This window comes from Synechocystis sp. PCC 6803 substr. PCC-P (assembly GCF_000284455.1).
Taxonomy (GTDB): Bacteria; Cyanobacteriota; Cyanobacteriia; order Cyanobacteriales; family Microcystaceae; genus Synechocystis.
Genome location: NC_017039.1, coordinates 980,503 through 999,310, shown reverse-complemented (window position 1 = coordinate 999,310; position 18,808 = coordinate 980,503). Strand labels below are relative to the sequence as shown.

At 49.0% G+C, this 18,808-nt stretch carries 20 protein-coding genes and 1 tRNA gene; 10 read left to right on the top strand and 11 right to left on the bottom strand.

Going from position 1 to position 18,808, the window contains the following annotated elements; all coding sequences use genetic code 11:
- Positions 1–137: 137 nt before the first annotated feature.
- Positions 138–1,046, top strand: coding sequence for an FkbM family methyltransferase (locus tag SYNPCCP_RS04695; RefSeq protein ID WP_010872115.1), 909 nt, complete (start codon positions 138–140; stop codon positions 1,044–1,046).
- Positions 1,047–1,249: 203 nt separating this feature from the next.
- Positions 1,250–2,206: a glycosyltransferase family 2 protein gene (locus SYNPCCP_RS04690; RefSeq protein WP_010872114.1), complete on the top strand. Its 957-nt coding sequence runs from the start codon at positions 1,250–1,252 to the stop codon at positions 2,204–2,206.
- Positions 2,207–2,248: 42 nt separating this feature from the next.
- On the opposite strand, the gene lysS is transcribed toward SYNPCCP_RS04690, so the two are convergent.
- The 3 genes from lysS to def all read right to left on the bottom strand — a co-directional run bounded on the left by lysS (position 2,249) and on the right by def (position 4,713).
- Complete coding sequence (gene lysS, locus SYNPCCP_RS04685) at positions 2,249–3,781, bottom strand: lysine--tRNA ligase (RefSeq protein WP_010872113.1); 1,533 nt, start codon at positions 3,779–3,781, stop codon at positions 2,249–2,251.
- A 55-nt stretch (positions 3,782–3,836) separates the two neighbouring features.
- Positions 3,837–4,034, bottom strand: a complete 198-nt coding sequence (locus tag SYNPCCP_RS04680) for a hypothetical protein (protein WP_010872112.1) — start codon at positions 4,032–4,034, stop codon at positions 3,837–3,839.
- A gap of 115 nt (positions 4,035–4,149) precedes the next feature.
- Entirely contained in the window at positions 4,150–4,713 is a 564-nt protein-coding gene (def, locus tag SYNPCCP_RS04675; protein ID WP_010872111.1) for a peptide deformylase, read from the bottom strand.
- Between the two features lie 129 nt (positions 4,714–4,842).
- On the opposite strand from def, the gene surE reads away from it, so the two are divergent.
- The 7 genes from surE to SYNPCCP_RS04640 all read left to right on the top strand — a co-directional run bounded on the left by surE (position 4,843) and on the right by SYNPCCP_RS04640 (position 12,564).
- Positions 4,843–5,520 (top strand): 5'/3'-nucleotidase SurE, encoded by a 678-nt coding sequence (surE, locus tag SYNPCCP_RS04670; RefSeq protein WP_010872110.1) that lies wholly within the window; start codon positions 4,843–4,845, stop codon positions 5,518–5,520.
- A 52-nt stretch (positions 5,521–5,572) separates the two neighbouring features.
- Positions 5,573–6,235, top strand: a complete 663-nt coding sequence (locus SYNPCCP_RS04665) for a Uma2 family endonuclease (RefSeq protein ID WP_010872109.1) — start codon at positions 5,573–5,575, stop codon at positions 6,233–6,235.
- Positions 6,236–6,283: 48 nt separating this feature from the next.
- Positions 6,284–7,321 (top strand): hydrogenase expression/formation protein HypE, encoded by a 1,038-nt coding sequence (hypE, locus tag SYNPCCP_RS04660; RefSeq protein WP_010872108.1) that lies wholly within the window; start codon positions 6,284–6,286, stop codon positions 7,319–7,321.
- Positions 7,322–7,452: 131 nt separating this feature from the next.
- A complete protein-coding gene (gene ftsH4 / locus SYNPCCP_RS04655) occupies positions 7,453–9,339 on the top strand; it encodes an ATP-dependent zinc metalloprotease FtsH4 (protein WP_010872107.1) in 1,887 nt (628 codons plus the stop codon).
- A gap of 211 nt (positions 9,340–9,550) precedes the next feature.
- The gene (locus tag SYNPCCP_RS04650; protein WP_010872106.1) at positions 9,551–10,984 is read left to right on the top strand and encodes a YdiU family protein; all 1,434 of its coding nucleotides are present in this window, start codon (positions 9,551–9,553) and stop codon (positions 10,982–10,984) included.
- Positions 10,985–11,088: 104 nt separating this feature from the next.
- Positions 11,089–11,316 (top strand): twin-arginine translocase TatA/TatE family subunit, encoded by a 228-nt coding sequence (locus SYNPCCP_RS04645; RefSeq protein ID WP_010872105.1) that lies wholly within the window; start codon positions 11,089–11,091, stop codon positions 11,314–11,316.
- Positions 11,317–11,322: 6 nt separating this feature from the next.
- Positions 11,323–12,564: a glycosyltransferase family 4 protein gene (locus SYNPCCP_RS04640; RefSeq protein WP_010872104.1), complete on the top strand. Its 1,242-nt coding sequence runs from the start codon at positions 11,323–11,325 to the stop codon at positions 12,562–12,564.
- A gap of 114 nt (positions 12,565–12,678) precedes the next feature.
- Here SYNPCCP_RS04640 and SYNPCCP_RS04635 read toward each other — a convergent pair.
- The 7 genes from SYNPCCP_RS04635 to SYNPCCP_RS04605 form a co-directional block, all read right to left on the bottom strand.
- Positions 12,679–12,759, bottom strand: a tRNA-Leu gene (locus SYNPCCP_RS04635).
- A 74-nt stretch (positions 12,760–12,833) separates the two neighbouring features.
- The gene (locus SYNPCCP_RS04630; protein ID WP_010872103.1) at positions 12,834–13,832 is read right to left on the bottom strand and encodes a permease; all 999 of its coding nucleotides are present in this window, start codon (positions 13,830–13,832) and stop codon (positions 12,834–12,836) included.
- Positions 13,833–13,855: 23 nt separating this feature from the next.
- Entirely contained in the window at positions 13,856–14,398 is a 543-nt protein-coding gene (locus SYNPCCP_RS04625; protein WP_020861572.1) for an anti-sigma factor, read from the bottom strand.
- A gap of 182 nt (positions 14,399–14,580) precedes the next feature.
- A complete protein-coding gene (locus SYNPCCP_RS04620) occupies positions 14,581–15,252 on the bottom strand; it encodes a sigma-70 family RNA polymerase sigma factor (RefSeq protein WP_010872101.1) in 672 nt (223 codons plus the stop codon).
- 263 nt (positions 15,253–15,515) lie between these two features.
- Entirely contained in the window at positions 15,516–15,767 is a 252-nt protein-coding gene (locus SYNPCCP_RS04615) for a hypothetical protein (protein ID WP_020861571.1), read from the bottom strand.
- Between the two features lie 108 nt (positions 15,768–15,875).
- On the bottom strand, positions 15,876–16,088 hold the full coding sequence (locus tag SYNPCCP_RS04610; protein ID WP_010872099.1) for a chlorophyll a/b-binding protein: 213 nt from the start codon (positions 16,086–16,088) through the stop codon (positions 15,876–15,878).
- Positions 16,089–16,135: 47 nt separating this feature from the next.
- Complete coding sequence (locus SYNPCCP_RS04605) at positions 16,136–16,423, bottom strand: hypothetical protein (protein ID WP_041428170.1); 288 nt, start codon at positions 16,421–16,423, stop codon at positions 16,136–16,138.
- A gap of 3 nt (positions 16,424–16,426) precedes the next feature.
- On the opposite strand from SYNPCCP_RS04605, the gene crtR reads away from it, so the two are divergent.
- On the top strand, positions 16,427–17,365 hold the full coding sequence (crtR, locus tag SYNPCCP_RS04600) for a beta-carotene hydroxylase (RefSeq protein WP_010872098.1): 939 nt from the start codon (positions 16,427–16,429) through the stop codon (positions 17,363–17,365).
- On the opposite strand, the gene gntT is transcribed toward crtR, so the two are convergent.
- Positions 17,362–18,729: a guanitoxin biosynthesis MATE family efflux transporter GntT gene (gntT, locus tag SYNPCCP_RS04595; protein ID WP_048908426.1), complete on the bottom strand. Its 1,368-nt coding sequence runs from the start codon at positions 18,727–18,729 to the stop codon at positions 17,362–17,364. The genes crtR and gntT overlap by 4 nt on opposite strands.
- Positions 18,730–18,808 lie beyond the last annotated feature (79 nt).

Here is an 18,808-nt window from a genome sequence, read left to right as displayed (position 1 = left end):
CATTTCGGGTGACCGATAACGCCACATAATATCACAGGGGATTGCATTTTTTAGCTGACCCTAGATGGGGTTGATTTTTGTGGGAGAATGTTAGCCAACCTGAGGATAAACCATCGGATTTTTTGGGAAACGCCCCTATGCAAAAATTTTTTAAACAATTACGTCGCAAGCTTTTTGGCCTAGATGAGCAGGAAGCAGCCATGCTCAGGGCGATCGCCGACACCAATGATTTGATTGCTGGTTTACAAAAATCCTTTGATCATCTCCATTTGGATTACAGCCGGGCTTTAGTGGAAATTGTTGCCCAGAGCCAACCCCAGACTACCCTAAGCTGTGAAATTAATGGGGTTCCCCTCAGAGTTCCGGTGGGAATTTTACGGGCCTATGCCCATTGCTTGGAAACGTCCCAGGAATTTAGTTTTACCTATTGCATAGAAAGCCATTGCGTTCAGTGGCTGGGGCAGCATCTACGGCCCGGGGACGTGTTTTTTGATGTGGGGGCGGCCTACGGGGTGATTAGTATTCCCTTGGCAGAAATTGTTGGTAATAACGGCCATATCTATGCCTTTGAGCCCGCTCGCCAAACCCGTCAAAGCCTTGAACAAATCGTTAAGGGCAACCACCTGGAAAATATTACAGTTCTTCCCCTGGCGATCGCCGATGAAACGGGGGAAGCGGAATTCATTGAATATAGTACTGATAACCGTTTTTCCTGGGCGGCGGACACTTCTACCTTGGCGAAAGATGTGGAGCCTAGCCTAGATAATTATGCTACCTACGCAGTGGAAATCACCACCATTGATAAATTTGCCGGGGAAAACAATCTCAGCCCCAAAGCGATCAAAATTGATATTGAAGGTTTTGAACTGTATGCTCTCCAGGGGGCCATGGAAACATTAAAAACCTGTCGCCCCTATCTTTGCATTGACATCCACGCTGATGTGAAAACCAAACAATCGGCATTGTTGGGAGTCCAACCGTTGTTAGAGGGATTGGGTTACCGTTGCAACAGCGATGGCCATACTCTGTTTGCTAGTCCTGTGTGATCCCTATTAACCAATTAATTATCATCGTGGCTTTGGCTGGACAAACTTGCAGAGGGACAACCGGCCAGATAAAATTAGCCCCAGTTCTGAGAACCATTGGCACAGGCCTCTATTAAAATCCTGAATTATGAACGTTTAGGAAAAATACAGGCGCTCTGACCCTTTCTCAGCTTATTTTTACCGAATTTTTGGCTAAATTAACGGTGTCAACCTCTTTTTCCAGTGCCTATCGTTTGGCGGTGCTAGTTCCTTGCCGTAATGAAGCTTTGACCATCACCCAGGTTGTGACTGATTTTCGCCAGCAGTTGCCCAATGCCGCCATCTACGTTTACGACAATTGTTCCACCGATGACACCGCCACCGTCGCCCAGCAAGCAGGGGCCATTGTTCGTTACGAGAAACAACCGGGTAAAGGCAATGTGATCCGCCGCATGTTTGCTGATATTGAAGCGGATATTTACATTTTGGTGGATGGGGACAATACCTATGAAGCCGAAGCGGTGGGTAGATTGATTGATCGCCTGATTAATGAGCAATTGGATATGGTGGTGGGGGCTCGGCGATCGGAGGTTAAGGACAAGGAGGCCTACCGTTTTGGCCACCGCAGTGGTAACCAACTATTAAAGGGCATTGTGGAATTACAATTTGGGGCTCGGTTGGACGATATGTTGTCGGGCTACAGAATTTTTTCCCGCCGTTTTGTTAAATGCTTCCCAGCTATTTCCAACGGATTTGAAATTGAAACGGAATTAACTATCCACACCCTAGAACTACGTCTGCCCTTTGCCGAAGAACCAGTGTTATACCAATCTCGCCCTTCTGGCTCCGAAAGTAAGTTAAACACCATTAGCGATGGCTTTCGGGTTTTGGGTACCTCCTTTTTACTGATGAAGGAAACCCGCCCATTCCTCTTTTTTGGTGTGTTCTTTGCCCTCTTTTCCGGGTCGGCGATCGCCTTAATGTTGCCGGTGGTATTTACCTATCTGGAAACGGGTCTAGTACCGAGATTTCCCACAGTCATCATTGCCGCTTCTTTAATGTCCTTGGGCTTTGTCTTTTTCACCTGCGGCCTAATTTTAGATTCCGTTGCCCGGGGAAGACGGGAGCTTAAGCGCATGGCTTATCTCAGAATTCCCAGGGTCGAAATTAAGGAGGTCTAGGAGCCAATTAAATTCCCTCGACAGTTAGCTCCTAGGAAAATATCAACCATCGCTGCCAGCCTCCTGATTTTTCAGCAACGGAAAAGCAATTACATCTCGAATACTGGGGGAATCGGTCAGCAACATCACCAGGCGATCGATGCCTATGCCCAAGCCACCAGTAGGGGGCATGCCGTATTCCAACGCTGTGAGGAAATCTTCATCAACGCTGTGGGCTTCCAAATCCCCTGCCGCTTTTTTAGCCGCCTGGGCTTCCAACCGACTCCGTTGATCAATGGGGTCTGTCAGCTCGGAAAAACTATTGGCCAATTCCCGACCGTAAACAAATAGCTCAAACCGTTCCACCAGCCCCGGTTTACTGCGATGGGGCTTAGCGAGGGGAGAAATTTCCACCGGGAAATCGATGATAAAAGTGGGTTGCATCAACGTCCCTTCCACTTTTTGCTCAAAAGCATGGTTTAACAAATGCCCAAGGGAAGGACAATCTTCCGGCACACCAATGCCCGCTTTTGTGGCCGCTTGTTTGGCCGTTTCCAGATCTGTAAATTGGCTAAAATCTATCCCTGTTTCTAACTGCACCGCTTCGTGCATGGTGATGCGTTTCCAGGGAGGGGTGAGGTCGATTTCTTCCCCTTGGTAGGTAATTTTTAGCGTGCCTAATACTGCTTGGGCGGCGGTGGTGACGAGGGCTTCGGTTAAGGCCATCATCTCGTTATAGTCCACGTAGGCTTGATAGACCTCAATGGAGGTAAATTCAGGATTATGCCTGGTGGAAACCCCTTCGTTGCGAAAAATTCGCCCCAACTCAAAAACCTTTTCAAAGCCTCCCACCACCAATCTTTTCAGATGTAATTCCGTAGCAATGCGGAGATACAGGGGCATGCCCAGGGTGTTGTGATGGGTGATAAAAGGCCGAGCTTCTGCGCCCCCGGATTCCCCCTGTAAAACTGGTGTTTCAATTTCGATAAAGCCCTGTTTATCCAAGTAACGGCGGATGGCGGCGGTAATCTGGGCCCGGCGGCGGAAAGTTTGCCTTACGGTGGGATTAACGATTAAATCCACGTAACGTTGGCGGTAGCGTTTTTCTGTGTCAGTCAAACCATGCCATTTATCCGGTAGGGGCAGTAAAGACTTAGTTAATACAGCGTAGGTTTGCACATAAACCGATAATTCGCCTTTTTCCGTGCGTTTGAGGGTGCCGGTTACCCCCAAAATATCCCCCACATCGGTGATTTTTTTCAACAAGTTAAAAGCATTTTCCAACTCCGGCATATGTTCCGTCAGCCGTTGCTTTTCCAAATAAAGTTGGATGGTGCCGCTTTCGTCCTGGAGAGTAAAAAAGGCTAATTTTCCCATCACCCGCCGTGCTAAGATTCGGCCGGCGATCGCCACTTTGAGGTCCACTTCTTCGCCGTTGCTTAGATCCCGATAGGTTTCCTGTAAATCCTGAGCTTGGTGGGTAATTTCCCAGGTGTAGGCATAGGGATTGAGGCCGAGTTGCCGCAATTGTTCCGCTTTTTCAAGCCGGGTGGCACGGATTTCTTCAAGGCTGGAGTGGGAATGGGAATCGGCCATAGTGGAGTAAACGGGAAAAATTGAAATGAAATGATATTAAATACTAATAAACTATCTACTTCATGTTGGCCCTGGTATCCTGCACCGCAATCCAAAAGAAAAGGGCTGTCAGGGGAATACTGCCCAACAAAATGGCCGTGGTGGTCGTACTGCCCAATTCCGGTTGCCCCGATGACAGTTCAAATACGCAGCCCACGGCGGCGATCGCCGACACACAGGAAAGGAGCAGAAGAATACCACTTTTAGGGGTCACAGAAAAATAGCCTCCGGAACAATGGAACGGACAACAGTTCAGTTTACCGTTAAGCGGGGGCTAGGGTTGAGCCAGGGAAGTGAAGACTTTTTTCAGATGGCCTGCTAACTAAGACTCAAGCGACGGGCTTAACCGCCTGCATAGAAAAACCTTCTTTCTTCAAAGATTCTGCTAAGGCTAAAGGATTATCCACCCGGTCCACAAACATAACCCCATTCAGATGGTCCATTTCATGTTGAATTACCCTGGCGGTTAGCTCAGCAAAAAGGCGTTTTTGGGGCCGGCCATGCTCATCTTTGTAGGTCACTTCGATCGCCCGGGGCCGGGTCACATCCATGTAAACATTGGGCACACTCAGACAACCCTCTTCCACCACACAAAGTTCTTCGCTAGTGCGGGTAATTTGGGGATTAATCATAATCAAAGGCGGTTCATCGGGCTTATCCTGTTCACAATCCACCACCAAAAGTTGTTTGTTAATACCCACCTGGGGAGCAGCCAACCCGATACCATTGGCACTGTACATAGTCTGCAACATCTCCTTGGCCAATTTGCGAATGCTGTCATCCACCTTGGCAATGCGCTTGGCCGGTTGTCGGAGCACCTTGTCCCCTAGGTAATGAAGTTCTAAAGGGGGACGATCAACTTTTTGCTTTTCAACGAGGATGGTGGCAGTCATGGACGTTCTACGGGCCTATCTCAACAATGGGGTCTTGGACTACATCTTAACAAAATCACGGCCTGGACAATTTTCGCTATGGTTTAAAAGGTTTGCTTACCGTTGCCCGTTTGACTAGTTACACATCCTATGAATTTTTTGCTCACCAATGACGATGGCATTGATGCCCCTGGTATTGAAGCTCTCTATGAAGCCCTTGGTAAAAGGGGGGTGTGGGTGGCTCCCAAAAATCAACATTCCGGCTGTGGCCATAAGGTGACCACTGACCAGGCGATCGCCGTGGAACAAAGAGGCAAAAATCGTTACGCAGTGGACGGCACTCCGGCGGACTGTACCCGGTTGGGAGTAGTTCATTTTTATCCAGAAGTGGATTGGGTTATTGCCGGCATCAATGCGGGGGGCAATATGGGCATTGATTCCTACCTATCTGGCACAGTGGCGGCGGTACGGGAGGCGGCTATCCTTGGCCATAAGGCGATCGCCATTTCCCACTGGATTAACAAACCCCGCACCATTAACTGGGCCTGGGCTTCCCATTGGGCCAATGCTGTCTTCAATACCCTTTGGCAACAGGATTTACCCCCCCAACATTTTTGGAACGTTAACTTACCCCATTGGCAAAGTGGCGACCCGGAACCGGAGGTTATTTTTTGTGAACCCAGTCGGGATCCTCTGCCCGTGGCATTCACCATAGAAGGATCGAATTTCTTTTATCGGGGGGAATATAGCCAGCGACCACGGCAACCCGGCTCCGACATTGACGTTTGTTTTTCCGGCAACATTGCCATCACTCAGTTGAGAGTTTAAGCCGATAAGATATAAGCAAAGTTGCCCATTTTAGGAAACTTAAGCAAAGCAAATGGTTATCGCCCCCCATCGCACTATTATCTACCCCGACAGCGACGGTCAACCCATGGCAGATAATACTGAACAATTCCAGTGGATTGTTTTACTCAAGGAAAATCTGGAGTGTCTTTTTGCCCAGGACGACAATGTTTTCGTAGCCGGGGACCTACTCTGGTATCCCGTGGAAGGGCATCCTGAAATCCGTGTAGCTCCCGATGCCATGGTGGCCCTAGGGCGGCCCAAGGGGAAACGCGGTTCCTACCGCCAATGGGAGGAAGACAATATTGCTCCCCAGGTGGTCTTTGAAATCCTCTCTCCCGGCAATCGTGCTAAGGAAATGATTCGCAAATTACAGTTTTATGAACGCTACGGGGTGAATGAGTATTACGTTTATGACCCCGATGACAACGAATTAACCGGACTGCAGCGGGGAGAGAACGGATTAGAGGTGATTGAGACCATAGAAGATTGGACTAGCCCCCTCCTGGGCATTCGCTTTTTCCTCACTCCCGATACCCTGCAGATTTATTATCCTGACGGACGCAAGTTTCTTACCACGGTGGAGCTTGATCGAGAAATGGTCAAAGAAAAGCAACGGGCTAACGAAGAACAACAAAGGGCCGATCGCCTAGCGGCCAAGCTGAAGGAATTAGGCGTTGATCCTGAGGAAATTTAAGTTCTTGGCCGTAACTGTTACATCCTGCAACAAAGAGATTAGCTGCCAGTGAACTTAGTCTGTCCCGTTCCCCTTGATCGTTATCCCCAGGTACTGTTAGCCCACGGCGGCGGCGGTAAGTTGAGCCAACAATTACTTAAGCAAATTTTTTTACCGGCCTTTGGCGCTTCTGAAACGGGTAGTCATGATGCGGCGGTTTTTACTGCCAACCAAAGTTCTTTAGCTTTCACCACCGACTCCTATGTGATCAATCCCCTCTTTTTTCCTGGGGGCGATATTGGTTCTTTGGCAGTCCACGGCACCGTTAATGACCTAGCCATGGCCGGCGCAACCCCTCGCTATATCAGCGTTGGTTTTATCCTCGAAGAAGGATTGCCCATGGAGACCCTCTGGCGGGTGGCCCAATCCCTAGGGCAAGCGGCCCAAAACTGTGGGGTGGAAATTCTTACCGGTGATACCAAAGTGGTGGACCGGGGTAAGGGAGACGGCATTTTCATCAACACCAGCGGCATTGGTTCCCTCGACCATCAACAAACTATCCATCCCAATCAGGTACAGGTAGGCGATCGCCTAATTTTGAGCGGTGATTTGGGACGTCATGGCATGGCCATTATGGCAGTGCGCCAAGGATTAGAATTTGAAACCACCATTGAAAGTGATTCGGCCCCGGTTCACAGAGAAGTGCAGGCATTATTGTCGGCAGGGATCCCAATCCATTGTCTGCGGGATTTAACCAGGGGGGGATTAGCCAGTGCGGTTAATGAAATTGCCCAAACTTCCGGGGTAACCATGGCTTTACGAGAAACGTTAATCCCGGTGGAGGCCGAAGTACAAGCCGCCTGTGAACTGTTGGGTTTTGACCCCCTCTATGTGGCCAATGAGGGAAGATTCCTGGCCATTGTGCCCCCGGAAGCAGAACAGAAGACCGTGGAAATTTTGCAAACTTTCCATCCCCAAGCTACGGCGATCGGTACAGTAACAGGCAAAAGTGCACAAACCTTGGGGTTAGTCAGTTTGGAAAGTTCCATTGGTGCCCCCCGGTTGCTAGACATGATCAGTGGGGAGCAATTACCCCGTATTTGTTAGGACTCCAATCCCCAAGCCCTAGACTGAAAACCATAGCCCAAAAATATCGCCTTGCCTTAGGGATATGATGGGGAAAGGCCGATCAACCCGATCGCCAGATTTTTCTTGTTCAGTTACTCTTCTCCCAACCCATGGCCATCAAACCCCAACCCCAATGGCAACGTCGCCTTGCTAGCGTCCTGCTGTGGGGCTCCACCATTTATCTGTTAGTGAACTTGCTTGCCCCGGCATTATTTCGCTCCCAACCGCCCCAGGTGCCCTACAGTCTTTTCATTGACCAGGTGGAAGGGGACAAGGTAGCCAGCGTTTACGTAGGACAAAACGAGATTCGCTATCAACTCAAACCGGAAGCAGAGGATGAGGGGAAAGAAAAAGCCGCCGAGGGGCAAATTTTAAGAACTACTCCCATTTTTGATCTGGAGTTACCCAAGCGCTTGGAGGCCAAGGGCATTGAGTTTGCGGCCGCTCCCCCAGCGAAAAATTCTTGGTTTGGCACCCTTTTGAGTTGGGTTATCCCTCCGCTGATTTTTGTTGGTATTTGGTCATTTTTCTTGAACCGCAATAATAACGGTGCTCCCGGTGGGGCTTTGGCCTTCACTAAAAGTAAAGCGAAAGTTTATGTGGAAGGGGACTCCACTAAAGTCACCTTTGACGACGTGGCCGGGGTGGAAGAAGCCAAAACGGAATTGAGCGAAGTGGTGGATTTTCTCAAATTTCCCCAACGTTACACCGCCCTGGGAGCAAAAATTCCTAAAGGCGTATTGCTAGTCGGGCCTCCCGGCACAGGCAAAACCCTACTGGCTAAAGCGGCGGCGGGGGAAGCAGGGGTGCCATTTTTCATCATTTCTGGTTCTGAATTTGTGGAGTTATTTGTGGGCGCAGGGGCCGCCAGGGTGCGGGATTTATTTGAGCAAGCCAAAAAACAAGCCCCTTGCATTGTCTTCATTGACGAATTGGATGCCATTGGTAAATCCCGGGCCAGCGGCGCTTTTATGGGTGGTAACGATGAGCGAGAACAAACCCTCAACCAACTGCTGACGGAAATGGATGGGTTCAGTGCGGCGGGGGCAACGGTGATTGTATTGGCGGCCACTAACCGCCCGGAAACCTTGGATCCAGCTTTACTGCGTCCTGGCCGTTTCGATCGCCAGGTATTGGTGGACCGGCCAGATTTGGCGGGCAGGCTGAAAATTTTAGAAATTTATGCCAAGAAAATTAAATTGGACAAAGAGGTGGAATTAAAAAATATTGCCACCCGTACCCCTGGTTTTGCCGGGGCTGACTTGGCTAACTTAGTCAACGAAGCGGCACTGCTAGCCGCTAGGAATAAGCAAGATAGCGTTACCGAAGCCGATTTCCGCGAGGCGATCGAACGGGTGGTGGCTGGCTTGGAGAAGAAAAGTCGGGTGCTGTCGGATAAGGAGAAAAAAATTGTTGCCTACCATGAAGTGGGCCACGCACTAGTGGGAGCAGTGATGCCCGGCGGTGGTCAGGTGGCGAAAATTTCCATTGTGCCCCGGGGGATGGCCGCCCTGGGTTATACCCTACAGATGCCCACAGAAGACCGCTTTTTGTTAAACGAGTCTGAGCTACGGGACCAAATTGCCACTCTGCTGGGGGGAAGGGCCGCCGAAGAAATTGTTTTTGACAGCATCACCACTGGCGCGGCCAATGATTTACAACGGGCCACGGACTTAGCAGAACAGATGGTCACCACCTATGGCATGAGTAAGGTTTTGGGCCCCCTCGCCTACGATAAAGGTCAGCAAAATAACTTTCTGGGGCAGGGCATGGGTAATCCCCGGCGCATGGTCAGTGACGACACTGCCAAAGAAATTGACCTAGAGGTCAAAGAAATCGTTGAGCAGGGCCATAACCAAGCTTTGGCAATTCTGGAGCACAATCGAGATTTACTAGAGGCGATCGCCGAAAAAATTCTTGAAAAAGAGGTCATTGAAGGGGAAGAACTACATCACCTATTGGGCCAGGTTCAAGCTCCTGGCACCCTAGTGGTATAAGGAACTTGCTTTTTTGCTCCCTTTAAAAACCTGTTTGCAAAGTTCCAGTTTGTTCCCTAAATCTCCCCGCTAAAGCTCCGGCCATGGCACGTTATCCATGGCGGCTTTTGAGTGGGAATAGAATAAGCAACTAACCTAGACAGTTCTAGCATTCCCTCTGTAATTAACGCTTCCGGACCAGGGCATATTGTTTTTATAATCTGAGTTTTTTGTGACTAATCCCTTTCTGAATTTGACCTACGAACCTGCTTTAGAATCCTTGGGCAATGAATTTTTTGACCCAGTGTCAGCAGCGACTTTTCCTGAGCATAAACTGAGATTCCGTAACGATCGCCTGTTGCCCATGTTGGGTCTGGAGCCAAGTCAGGTTAAGGATGATAATTTCGTTGAAGCTTTCGGTTTATTCCATGGGGTAAGGCCATTTTTAGCTCTGCGTTACCACGGTTACCAATTCGGTGAATATAATCCTAATTTGGGTGACGGTCGGGGTTTTCTCTACGGCCAAGTGCGGGGAGTAAACGGGGAATTATTCGATTTTGGCACCAAAGGCTCTGGCCAGACTCCCTATTCCCGGGGCGGTGATGGCCGCCTAACCCTCAAAGGTGGGGTAAGGGAAGTGTTGGCCGCTGAGGCGTTGCATCGTTTGGGGGTAAAAACTTCTCGTTGTCTGAGTTTAGTGGAAACGGGGGATTCCTTGTGGCGGGGGGATGAGCCTTCCCCTACTAGGGCGTCGGTAATGATCCGCTTTAGCCGTTCCCACATTCGTTTTGGTACTTTTGAGCGACTCCATTACCATCACCAAACGGAACAGATTGCACAACTACTGGATCACGTAATTGTAACCTACTATCCAGAGGTTTCTGGCTCCAACTCCGATGATTCAGCCCATATTGCTTTTTTCCGAGTTTTGGTGGAGCGGGTGGCCAAGTTGGTGGCCCAATGGATGGCGGCGGGATTTTGCCATGGGGTTTTAAACACGGACAATATGTCCATCACCGGGGAAAGCTTTGATTACGGCCCCTATGGTTTTGTGCCCACCTACGATTTAAATTTTATTGCCGCCTATTTTGACTATGGTGGTCGCTACCGCTTTGGTAATCAACCCGCTGTCTGTCGCTGGAATTTGGAACGCCTACAAGTATCCCTAAGTTCCGTCATTCCCAGCAAAGCGATGACAGAGGCATTGGAAGACTACGAAAAAATTTATTTAGGCTACTACATCACCTTAATAGCCCGCCGCCTTGGTATTTCCTCCACCCTTGGCGATCGCCTAGACCCGGAGTTATGGGAAAAATTAGTGGGTCAGACCCTGCAATGTTTAGCCCAAAGCCAATGGAGTTACCCGGACTTTTTTGCCCAATTGCGGCTTAATTTCAGCCCTAGTTGGCGAGACAATGCCGATTTGATTTTGGAAAATGTCGATTTACTAGGGGCAGATTGGTCAACTTGGCGATCGATATACCAACAGGTGTTAAAGCAATTGCCTCCGGAATCCTTGGCGGCAGTGCCCACTGTGCTTGAGCAAGCCAACCCCCTTACCGATCTACTCCGGCCCCGCATTGAAACCGTTTGGCAGGCGATCGCCGAAGATGATAATTGGCAACCATTTAACGATTTGGTGCAGAAACTACAAAGCGGGAATTAATTTTCTCCATGCCCTGGGTCCCTGGGGCCATAGCCTCGAACAGTTTACTCAAAACAACTCAAACTCAATTTGGGTAAACCTTCAGAGTATGATGGGAGGACGTTGTGACCCTCCAGGAGCAAAAAATGTTTGGATTAGGTTGGCCAGAAATTCTGCTGATTTTAGGGGTAGTAATCATCATTTTTGGTCCCAAGAGAATTCCAGAATTGGGGGGAGCGTTGGGCAAAACCCTGCGCGGTTTCAAAGAAGAGTTACAAACCCAAGATGTGGATAGCACTGAAGTAGTGGATGTAGAACTAGGGGAGAACGATCCTGCGGCCGGCAAAAAATAAGCAATAATGAACGTTCTCTTTCTTCACCAAAATTTTCCTGGGCAATTTAAACACCTCGCCCCTGCTTTGGTAGCCCAAGGGCATCAGGTGGTGGCCATGATCATGCAAAAAAATGCATCTCCCCAATGGCAAGGGGTAAAGTTGATCAACTATTTTCCCAATCGGGGCAGTACCCCAAACATTCACCCTTGGTTGGTGGACTTTGAAACTAAAACCATCCGGGCAGAATCCGTTTTTCATCAAGCCCGAAAGTTAAAAGCCCAAGGATTTAATCCCGACGTTGTTATTGCTAACCCTGGTTGGGGCGAAAGTTTATTTGTCAAAGATGTGTGGCCAGAAACGAAATTGGGCATTTACTGCGAATTTTTCTACCATGCGTCCGGCTATGACACCACCTTTGATCCGGAATTTGCCAACGTTGACGAAACAGAGGTCTGTCGCATTCGCTGGAAAAATATCAACCATTATCTCCATTTTGACATTGCCGACGGTGGCCTGGCGCCTACCCAATGGCAAGCGGATTCCTTTCCCGAACCTTTCCGCTCCAAGCTGACAGTTGTCCACGACGGCATTGACACCGATATTCTGCGTCCCAACGCCGATGCCAACTTAACTTTTAATAATCAAATCACCCTCAACCGCAGCGACGAGATCATTACCTTTGTCAATCGCAACCTGGAACCCTACCGGGGCTACCACAGTTTTATGCGTTCCCTGCCGGAAATTCTCACTAATCGTCCCCATGCCAAGGTTTTAATTGTGGGCGGCAATGGGGTGAGTTATGGAGCCAAGCCCCCAGGCGATCGCCCTTGGCGGGACATTTTTCTCGACGAGGTTAAACCAAAACTAACGCCAGAACAGTTAAGTCGTCTGTATTTTCTCGGCACCATTCCCTACAACTATTTCATTAATCTGCTACAAATCTCCACTGTCCACGTTTACCTCAGTTATCCCTTTGTGCTGTCCTGGAGCTTACTGGAATCCATGGCCTGTGGCTGTGCGATCGCCGCTAGTAATACAGCCCCAGTGCGGGAGGTGATCACCGATGGCGAAACGGGACGGTTAGTGGACTTCTTCGACTACTCAGCCATCGCCACAACTATCTGCCAGTTATTAGAAGACAAAGAGGAGAGACAAAGGCTAGGAATCAACGCCCGCCGCCTAGTCCAGGCTAAATATGACCTACAGACCATCTGCCTACCCCAACAATTACAGTGGCTAGAGAATCTGGTTTCTCCCCAGCATTAACGAGCGGGGAAATTGTGTTGTTTTTGTTTGTGAACTGAATAGTTCTGCGAAAAACCCCGCCAATTTTGCGAAAAGGCGGGGTCATTTCTGTTGCACTCTAGTTATTGGCAAAAATGCGGATGGCGAGACTCGAACTCGCAAGGCAAAGCCACACGCCCCTCAAACGTGCGCGTATACCAATTCCGCCACATCCGCGTTACCTGTAATAATATCACGGCGATCGCCCCAATTAAGCACCACCAGGGGACAAATTTTTTCCATAATGGAGCCTAACTTAAGTAGTAATTAGTCACCATGGCAAAAAGAAAGACTGATAAGCCCACTAACACCACTAAGTAGCTCAAGGGCCGCAGTCTCAGGGTTACTAACCAGAGTCCAATGGTCTGTAAATTAAACAAACTTCCCCATAATAAAAAAGCAACCATGGACCCTCGCCAGAGTTGTTCCCCCAGGGGTGCCAATAAATCTGGGTTACTAAAATTTCCCAGGGGTAAAATGAACGACCAACCCATCATTAGTACAGTTTGCCGTACCGGCCCCAATCCAGCCCATTGTAGTAACCACGCCTGGGGAAGGAAAAAGACAATGCCACAGGCGATCGCCGTCCCGATGACTAGCACCCCACCAAATTCCTGAAATTCCTCAATGATGTTACGACCAAAAAGATGTAACTTTTGCCGCCAGGAAAAATCTGCCACAGGATTAACTCCACTGGCAAAAACCAACCCTCCCTGCCTTGGGGACGCCTCCATCGAAGATTGGAGTATAATCAAAGCCCCTGACCGTAATAGGGGAATGTTTAACAGGGCCGTTTCCCCCTCGTCCTCTGCCTGTTGACGGGCCAGTCGATAGGTACTAAAAACTAACCCCATCACGATCGCCATCAACCAACTGCAAGAAATACAAAGAAAAATTAGACCGTACTGAGATTGACGGGAAGATAAGACCCTGACAATGGCAAAAATATTCAAGGTGGGTGCTGCCACTAAAAAACTAACAGCCAAAGGAATGGGAGCTCCCTGTAAAAGTAAACGCCTCACTAAGGGCACACTACCAAAAGCCCCCAGAGGCAGCAGAAAACCGAGGGCGCTTCCCACCAAACTACTGAGCAAACGATTGCGGGGGAAATTAGCCACCCATTTCTGCTCATCGGTCCAAATTAGGAAAGTACTAGAAATGATAATTCCCAACAGGAGCCACGGCAGAGATAGCAACAGGGCACTACCAAGTAAATCTAAAAACAGATTAAATTCAACCAAATTAATCATCCAGGGGCAAAGCAACAATCAAATTAATGCAGCCCTTGTTCCGCTCCCTCATTTTCGGGCCCATGGCCAGGGTCCACTTTGGTTAACACTTCAAACATCGGCTCGTGGATGGCAACCATCAAAGGATCTTCATCCATGGCTACGATCGCCGGGTCCAAATTAGCCTGATTCAGAGAAGGAACCAAGGGTTTACCCAGAATACTAGAGTAGGCGGCCACCACCACAGCGGCGGCAGTCACACTACCCCAGAACCAAATACCACGCCAACGATTTTCCTGCTCTAGTTTGGCAAATACCCTCTGGGCCAACACATCGGCGTCAATAGCCGGCGGCACTGGCACTTGGGGCAAAGCGTTTTGCAAACGAATCAACCCCAGATAGGTCTGCTTAAACTCTGGGTCGCTATCAATCCAGCCTTGTACCTGTTTCTTCTCTTGGGGGGTAACCTCCCCGTCAATGTAAGCACTCAACAGCTCAAATTTTTCATCAAACAATAAATCCTCATTTCCAGGTTCAGCTCCATCCCAAGGCTGCCGTGGACAATCAAAGTCAAATTTTGAATTCATAGTAAACCTCTTCGGGGGAATCTCCACCGACAAGTAATAGTGAATTAGCTGTTTGTTATTAACTCTGGCCGATTCACTCCTCACAAAGTTGGACACTCCCTAGACCAAGGGTGATGGGACTAACACCAATAATAAAAACCATTGCTGGTGGCGGAAGCTAGGATTCAATGTTTAGGGTGGGCTTAGGAAGCCAAATAGGGCTGTAAAAAAGTTTGCAACTTCGCCCGGGCCCGGGCAATGCGAGATTTAACCGTCCCGAGGGAAACCCCGGTGATTTCGGCAATTTCTTCGTAGGCTAAACCGTCAATTTCCCGCAGGATAATGGTGGTGCGGAAAGCTTCAGGTAGGTCCTTAATGGCCGAACGCAAACATTCATAAAATTCAGCAGTGGATAAAGTTTCATCGGGACTGGGGTAATCAGATTCAATGTCCCAGTCAATTTCGCCGTCATCCATGCGCCGGGGAGCGTCAAGGGAAATGGGATGACTAACCCGTTTGCGCTTGCGTAACTCGTCGTAGAAGAGGTTAGTGGCAATGCGGCTGAGCCAACCCTTAAATTTGACCGGTTCGTTTAAGCGATGGATGTTACGGTAAACCCGAATCCAAACCTCCTGGGCCAAGTCCGCCCGGTCCTGCCAGTCGGGGGCCAAGTGATAAAGAATTTTATCCACATGGGACTGGTAACGCCGGAGCAACTCATTAAAAGCGGTACTATCGGGACGGGTCTTTTGCTGACAGAGCAAAATCAGGTCAACATTGGTTAACGACTCCGGGGGCAGGGCACTTAGTTTGCCTCCGCCACTCTCGATCGCCCAGTTGGTATTGACGGCTTGATTCATGGATTTACCCAACACGGCTGACTCCTCACATAGGCTAGTTGACGTAAGGATACCGTAAGAGTTTCTAGAATCACAGGTGTTTGCTAAAAAAATTAAAACTTTTGCCTAGGCACAACGACTTTTCTCTCCACTTTCCCCGTTTTTTATCCCTAAATTTCGACAAAACTTCGACAGAACATGATCATATTGCAAAAAAAATAACACCCGGTACCAAGGGTGTCAGTGGTGCTATGGCAAGTGGTACCGTGGCTTGGCTCTGCTTACGGTAAACCAAGGCTTTAGAGAAAGTCAGCCCAACGGCTGAAGAAGTAACCCCAGATGAAAGTGGCAGCCCCAATGGCGAAGAGAGTATTGGTGAAAAAGCGACCGAATTCAGGGCTGTTGCCCAGTTGCTTATCTTCTTGCCCGGCGGTGAAAAATAAAGACCAGGCTTGGTTCCCGTTGATGGGGGCAAATTGGTTGAAGTCTTTGCGGAAGACAACGGGGGCAAATAGATCTTTGTTTTGATAAATATCAGTGTCGGCGTTCATAGTTTTACCTCTTATTTGTTCGATTTTCACGGTGCCAAGGGCAGTCCTTTGGTAGTTCATGGAGCTAGGCCCTGGTTCAGTAGATTGCTTGGTTATGCACCCAGCCAATTAGAGAGAGAGCAACCAACCCACAATGCCGTGGCCAGTAATTACTTCCATTGCCAAGAGAGAAACAAAGCCAATCATGGCAAAACGACCATTCATTTTTTCGGCGTATTCAGTCCAACCGGCTTGAACACTGCTGTCAACGTACACAGGGGGTTCAATGGCGAAGTTGTTGAGACGGTTGTCTTGGTCGAGGCGAAATCCGCGGCTAGTCATAGTGTTGATCTCCTTGATTGGGTATTTGAGGTTTTTATTTTGTAACCTTATGTAAATAAATGTAACGTATTGTTAAGATTTTTGTCAAGTCTGTTGACCAAAAGAGCTTTTTGTTGGTGGACGAATTGCTTGCCTAGGATGGGTTTGGGCACTTTGCCTAAATTCTGAGAGGGAAAATATTTTTCGTTACATTTGTGTAACATCCGCGCCAGGGAGATTACTCTGGCAAAGACGCCAGGGTCTGGGGAATGACCATTTGATGTCCTGTTCTTTTTCCCTAGTTGTCTTCCTTTCCCCAGCATTTTTGCTATAAACTGACCAGAAGTGCGTCCCATTTCGTGTGCCAGGAGTCCGTCATAGTAATGCAGGCGACCCAACCGCTGCAAACCGTTTCCCAAGCTGTCCCAAAAGAGTTTTTACAGGCGGACGGCGGCTTCAATCCCAACGTGGCCATGTTCGGGATAGCTATTCTCTTAATGCTCGCTAACGTTTTTGGCTACTGGCAATGGGGGCTGCCCCACTGGCTTTGTTTTAGTTGTTCGGTGCTGGCGCTGCACCTGTCAGGCACAGTGATCCATGATGCATCCCACAATGCGGCCCATCGGAACACCATTATTAATGCAGTGCTTGGCCACGGTAGTGCCTTAATGTTGGGCTTTGCTTTTCCCGTCTTTACCCGGGTTCATCTCCAACACCACGCCAACGTCAATGACCCTGAAAATGACCCAGACCATTTTGTTTCCACCGGCGGTCCCCTCTTCCTCATTGCCGCCCGGTTCTTCTACCATGAGATCTTTTTCTTTAAACGGCGGTTATGGCGCAAATATGAGCTACTAGAGTGGTTCTTAAGTCGGCTTGTGTTGTTCACGATCGTTTTTCTCGGCATTCATTACGGCTTTATCGGCTTTGTGATGAATTACTGGTTTGTGCCTGCTTTAATTGTTGGCATTGCCCTGGGACTGTTTTTTGATTACCTGCCCCATCGACCTTTCCAAGAACGCAACCGTTGGAAAAATGCCAGGGTTTATCCCAGCCCCATTTTAAATTGGCTCATTTTCGGGCAAAATTACCACCTGATCCACCACCTTTGGCCTTCTATTCCTTGGTATCAGTACCAAAACACCTATCACATCACCAAGCCCATTTTGGATGAGAAGGGTTGTGATCAATCCCTGGGATTACTGGAAGGGAAAAATTTCTGGAGCTTCCTCTATGATGTTTTCCTTGGTATTCGTTTTCACGGCCATAATAATTCTCAATCATCTGACAAGCCCTAGCTAGGTTGTTTGCTTTCCAGAGCTAGAGTTTGCGGTGAAAATCGGGTAAGTAATTGCCAGCCCAGATAAACCACTAGGCCCAACATGTAGGAGACCAGGGAGAACCACAGCAGATTATTGCTCTGTTGCCAGATGGCTAGCCCAAGGCAGGGTAAATAGATCCCGAAGAAGGCAAACAGCACTCCGTTCCTAAGGGGTTGGGACGCTTTAAGCCCGATGAAATAGGCTTCCAGCATAAAGGCCAGGGCGGTGCTCTCCAACAGGGGAATCAGCCAGATGGTGTATTGACGGACGCTGTCGTTGATTTCTGCATGGTTGGTTAACAGTCCGAATAGGGTTTCGGGGAAGGCGATCGCCACAGCGGCAAAGCCCAGGGCCATTAATAGGGTGGTGACGATGGCGGTGAGTAAAACCGGCAATAACAATTGATATTCCCCTTTACTCTTGAAATTACCAGTCAGGGTTTGGCTGGTCATGCCCACCCCTTGGATGGTGAATTGGCTAAGCAGGGCAATTTGTAACAGCAGACCGTTTTGGGCCAAGACTTCCGTGCCAAAGCTGGAACTGATATTAGTAAACAAAGAATAGGTGGTGATTAAAATCACAAAACGGATCAAGATGTTCCCTTTCAGAGCAATGGTGGCCCGCAACGCTCCCCAGTCCGATAATTTGGCGATCGCCGCTTTAAACTCTCCCTTCTCTTTTTCCCCTTGGGCTAGAACCACAATGGAGATCAAACCTAGGGCCAGAGCTAAATACTGACTACTGGCAGTGGCCCAACCGGCCCCCGCACTAGCCCACCCCCAACGGTTAATCATCAAATAGTCCAGACCAACGTTGGAAAAATTAGCCACCAGGGAAATGAGCAAAACTAAACCATTGCGTTCTTGTCCCAATAGCCAGCCCAAGATGACAAAATTGAGCAGCACCGCCGGAGCCCCCCAAATCCGGCCGTAAAAATAGTCCATACCCGACTGCTCCACCCCTGGAGCCCCAGTTAACAGGGCAAAACCGAATTTTTGCAAGGGATATTGCAAGGCTAAAATGCCCAAACCCAACAATAGGGCTACCAAGGCACTTCTTAGTCCCGCCACCCATACCTCCGCCTGGTCTTCTTCCCCCACAGCTTGGGCCGTGAGAGCGGTGGTGCTGGTGCGTAAAAATTTTAGGACCCGGTAGAGGTAATCAAACAAAATCGAGCCGAGGATCACCCCTGCTAAATAATCAATGTCTTCTAGATGGCCCAAAAAAGCGGTGTCCACTAACCCAGCTAAGGGCACCATCATATTGGAAAGGACAGCAATGGTGGCTAGGCGAAAAAAACGGGGTAAGAATTGATACTGGCTAGGCAGGGCAAGATTCATAAAGACTTCTAAACTGGTCAGCGGCCAAGCAAAAATGCGGTCAAAATTCACAGGGCAGATTAGACTGCTCTTCTCACAT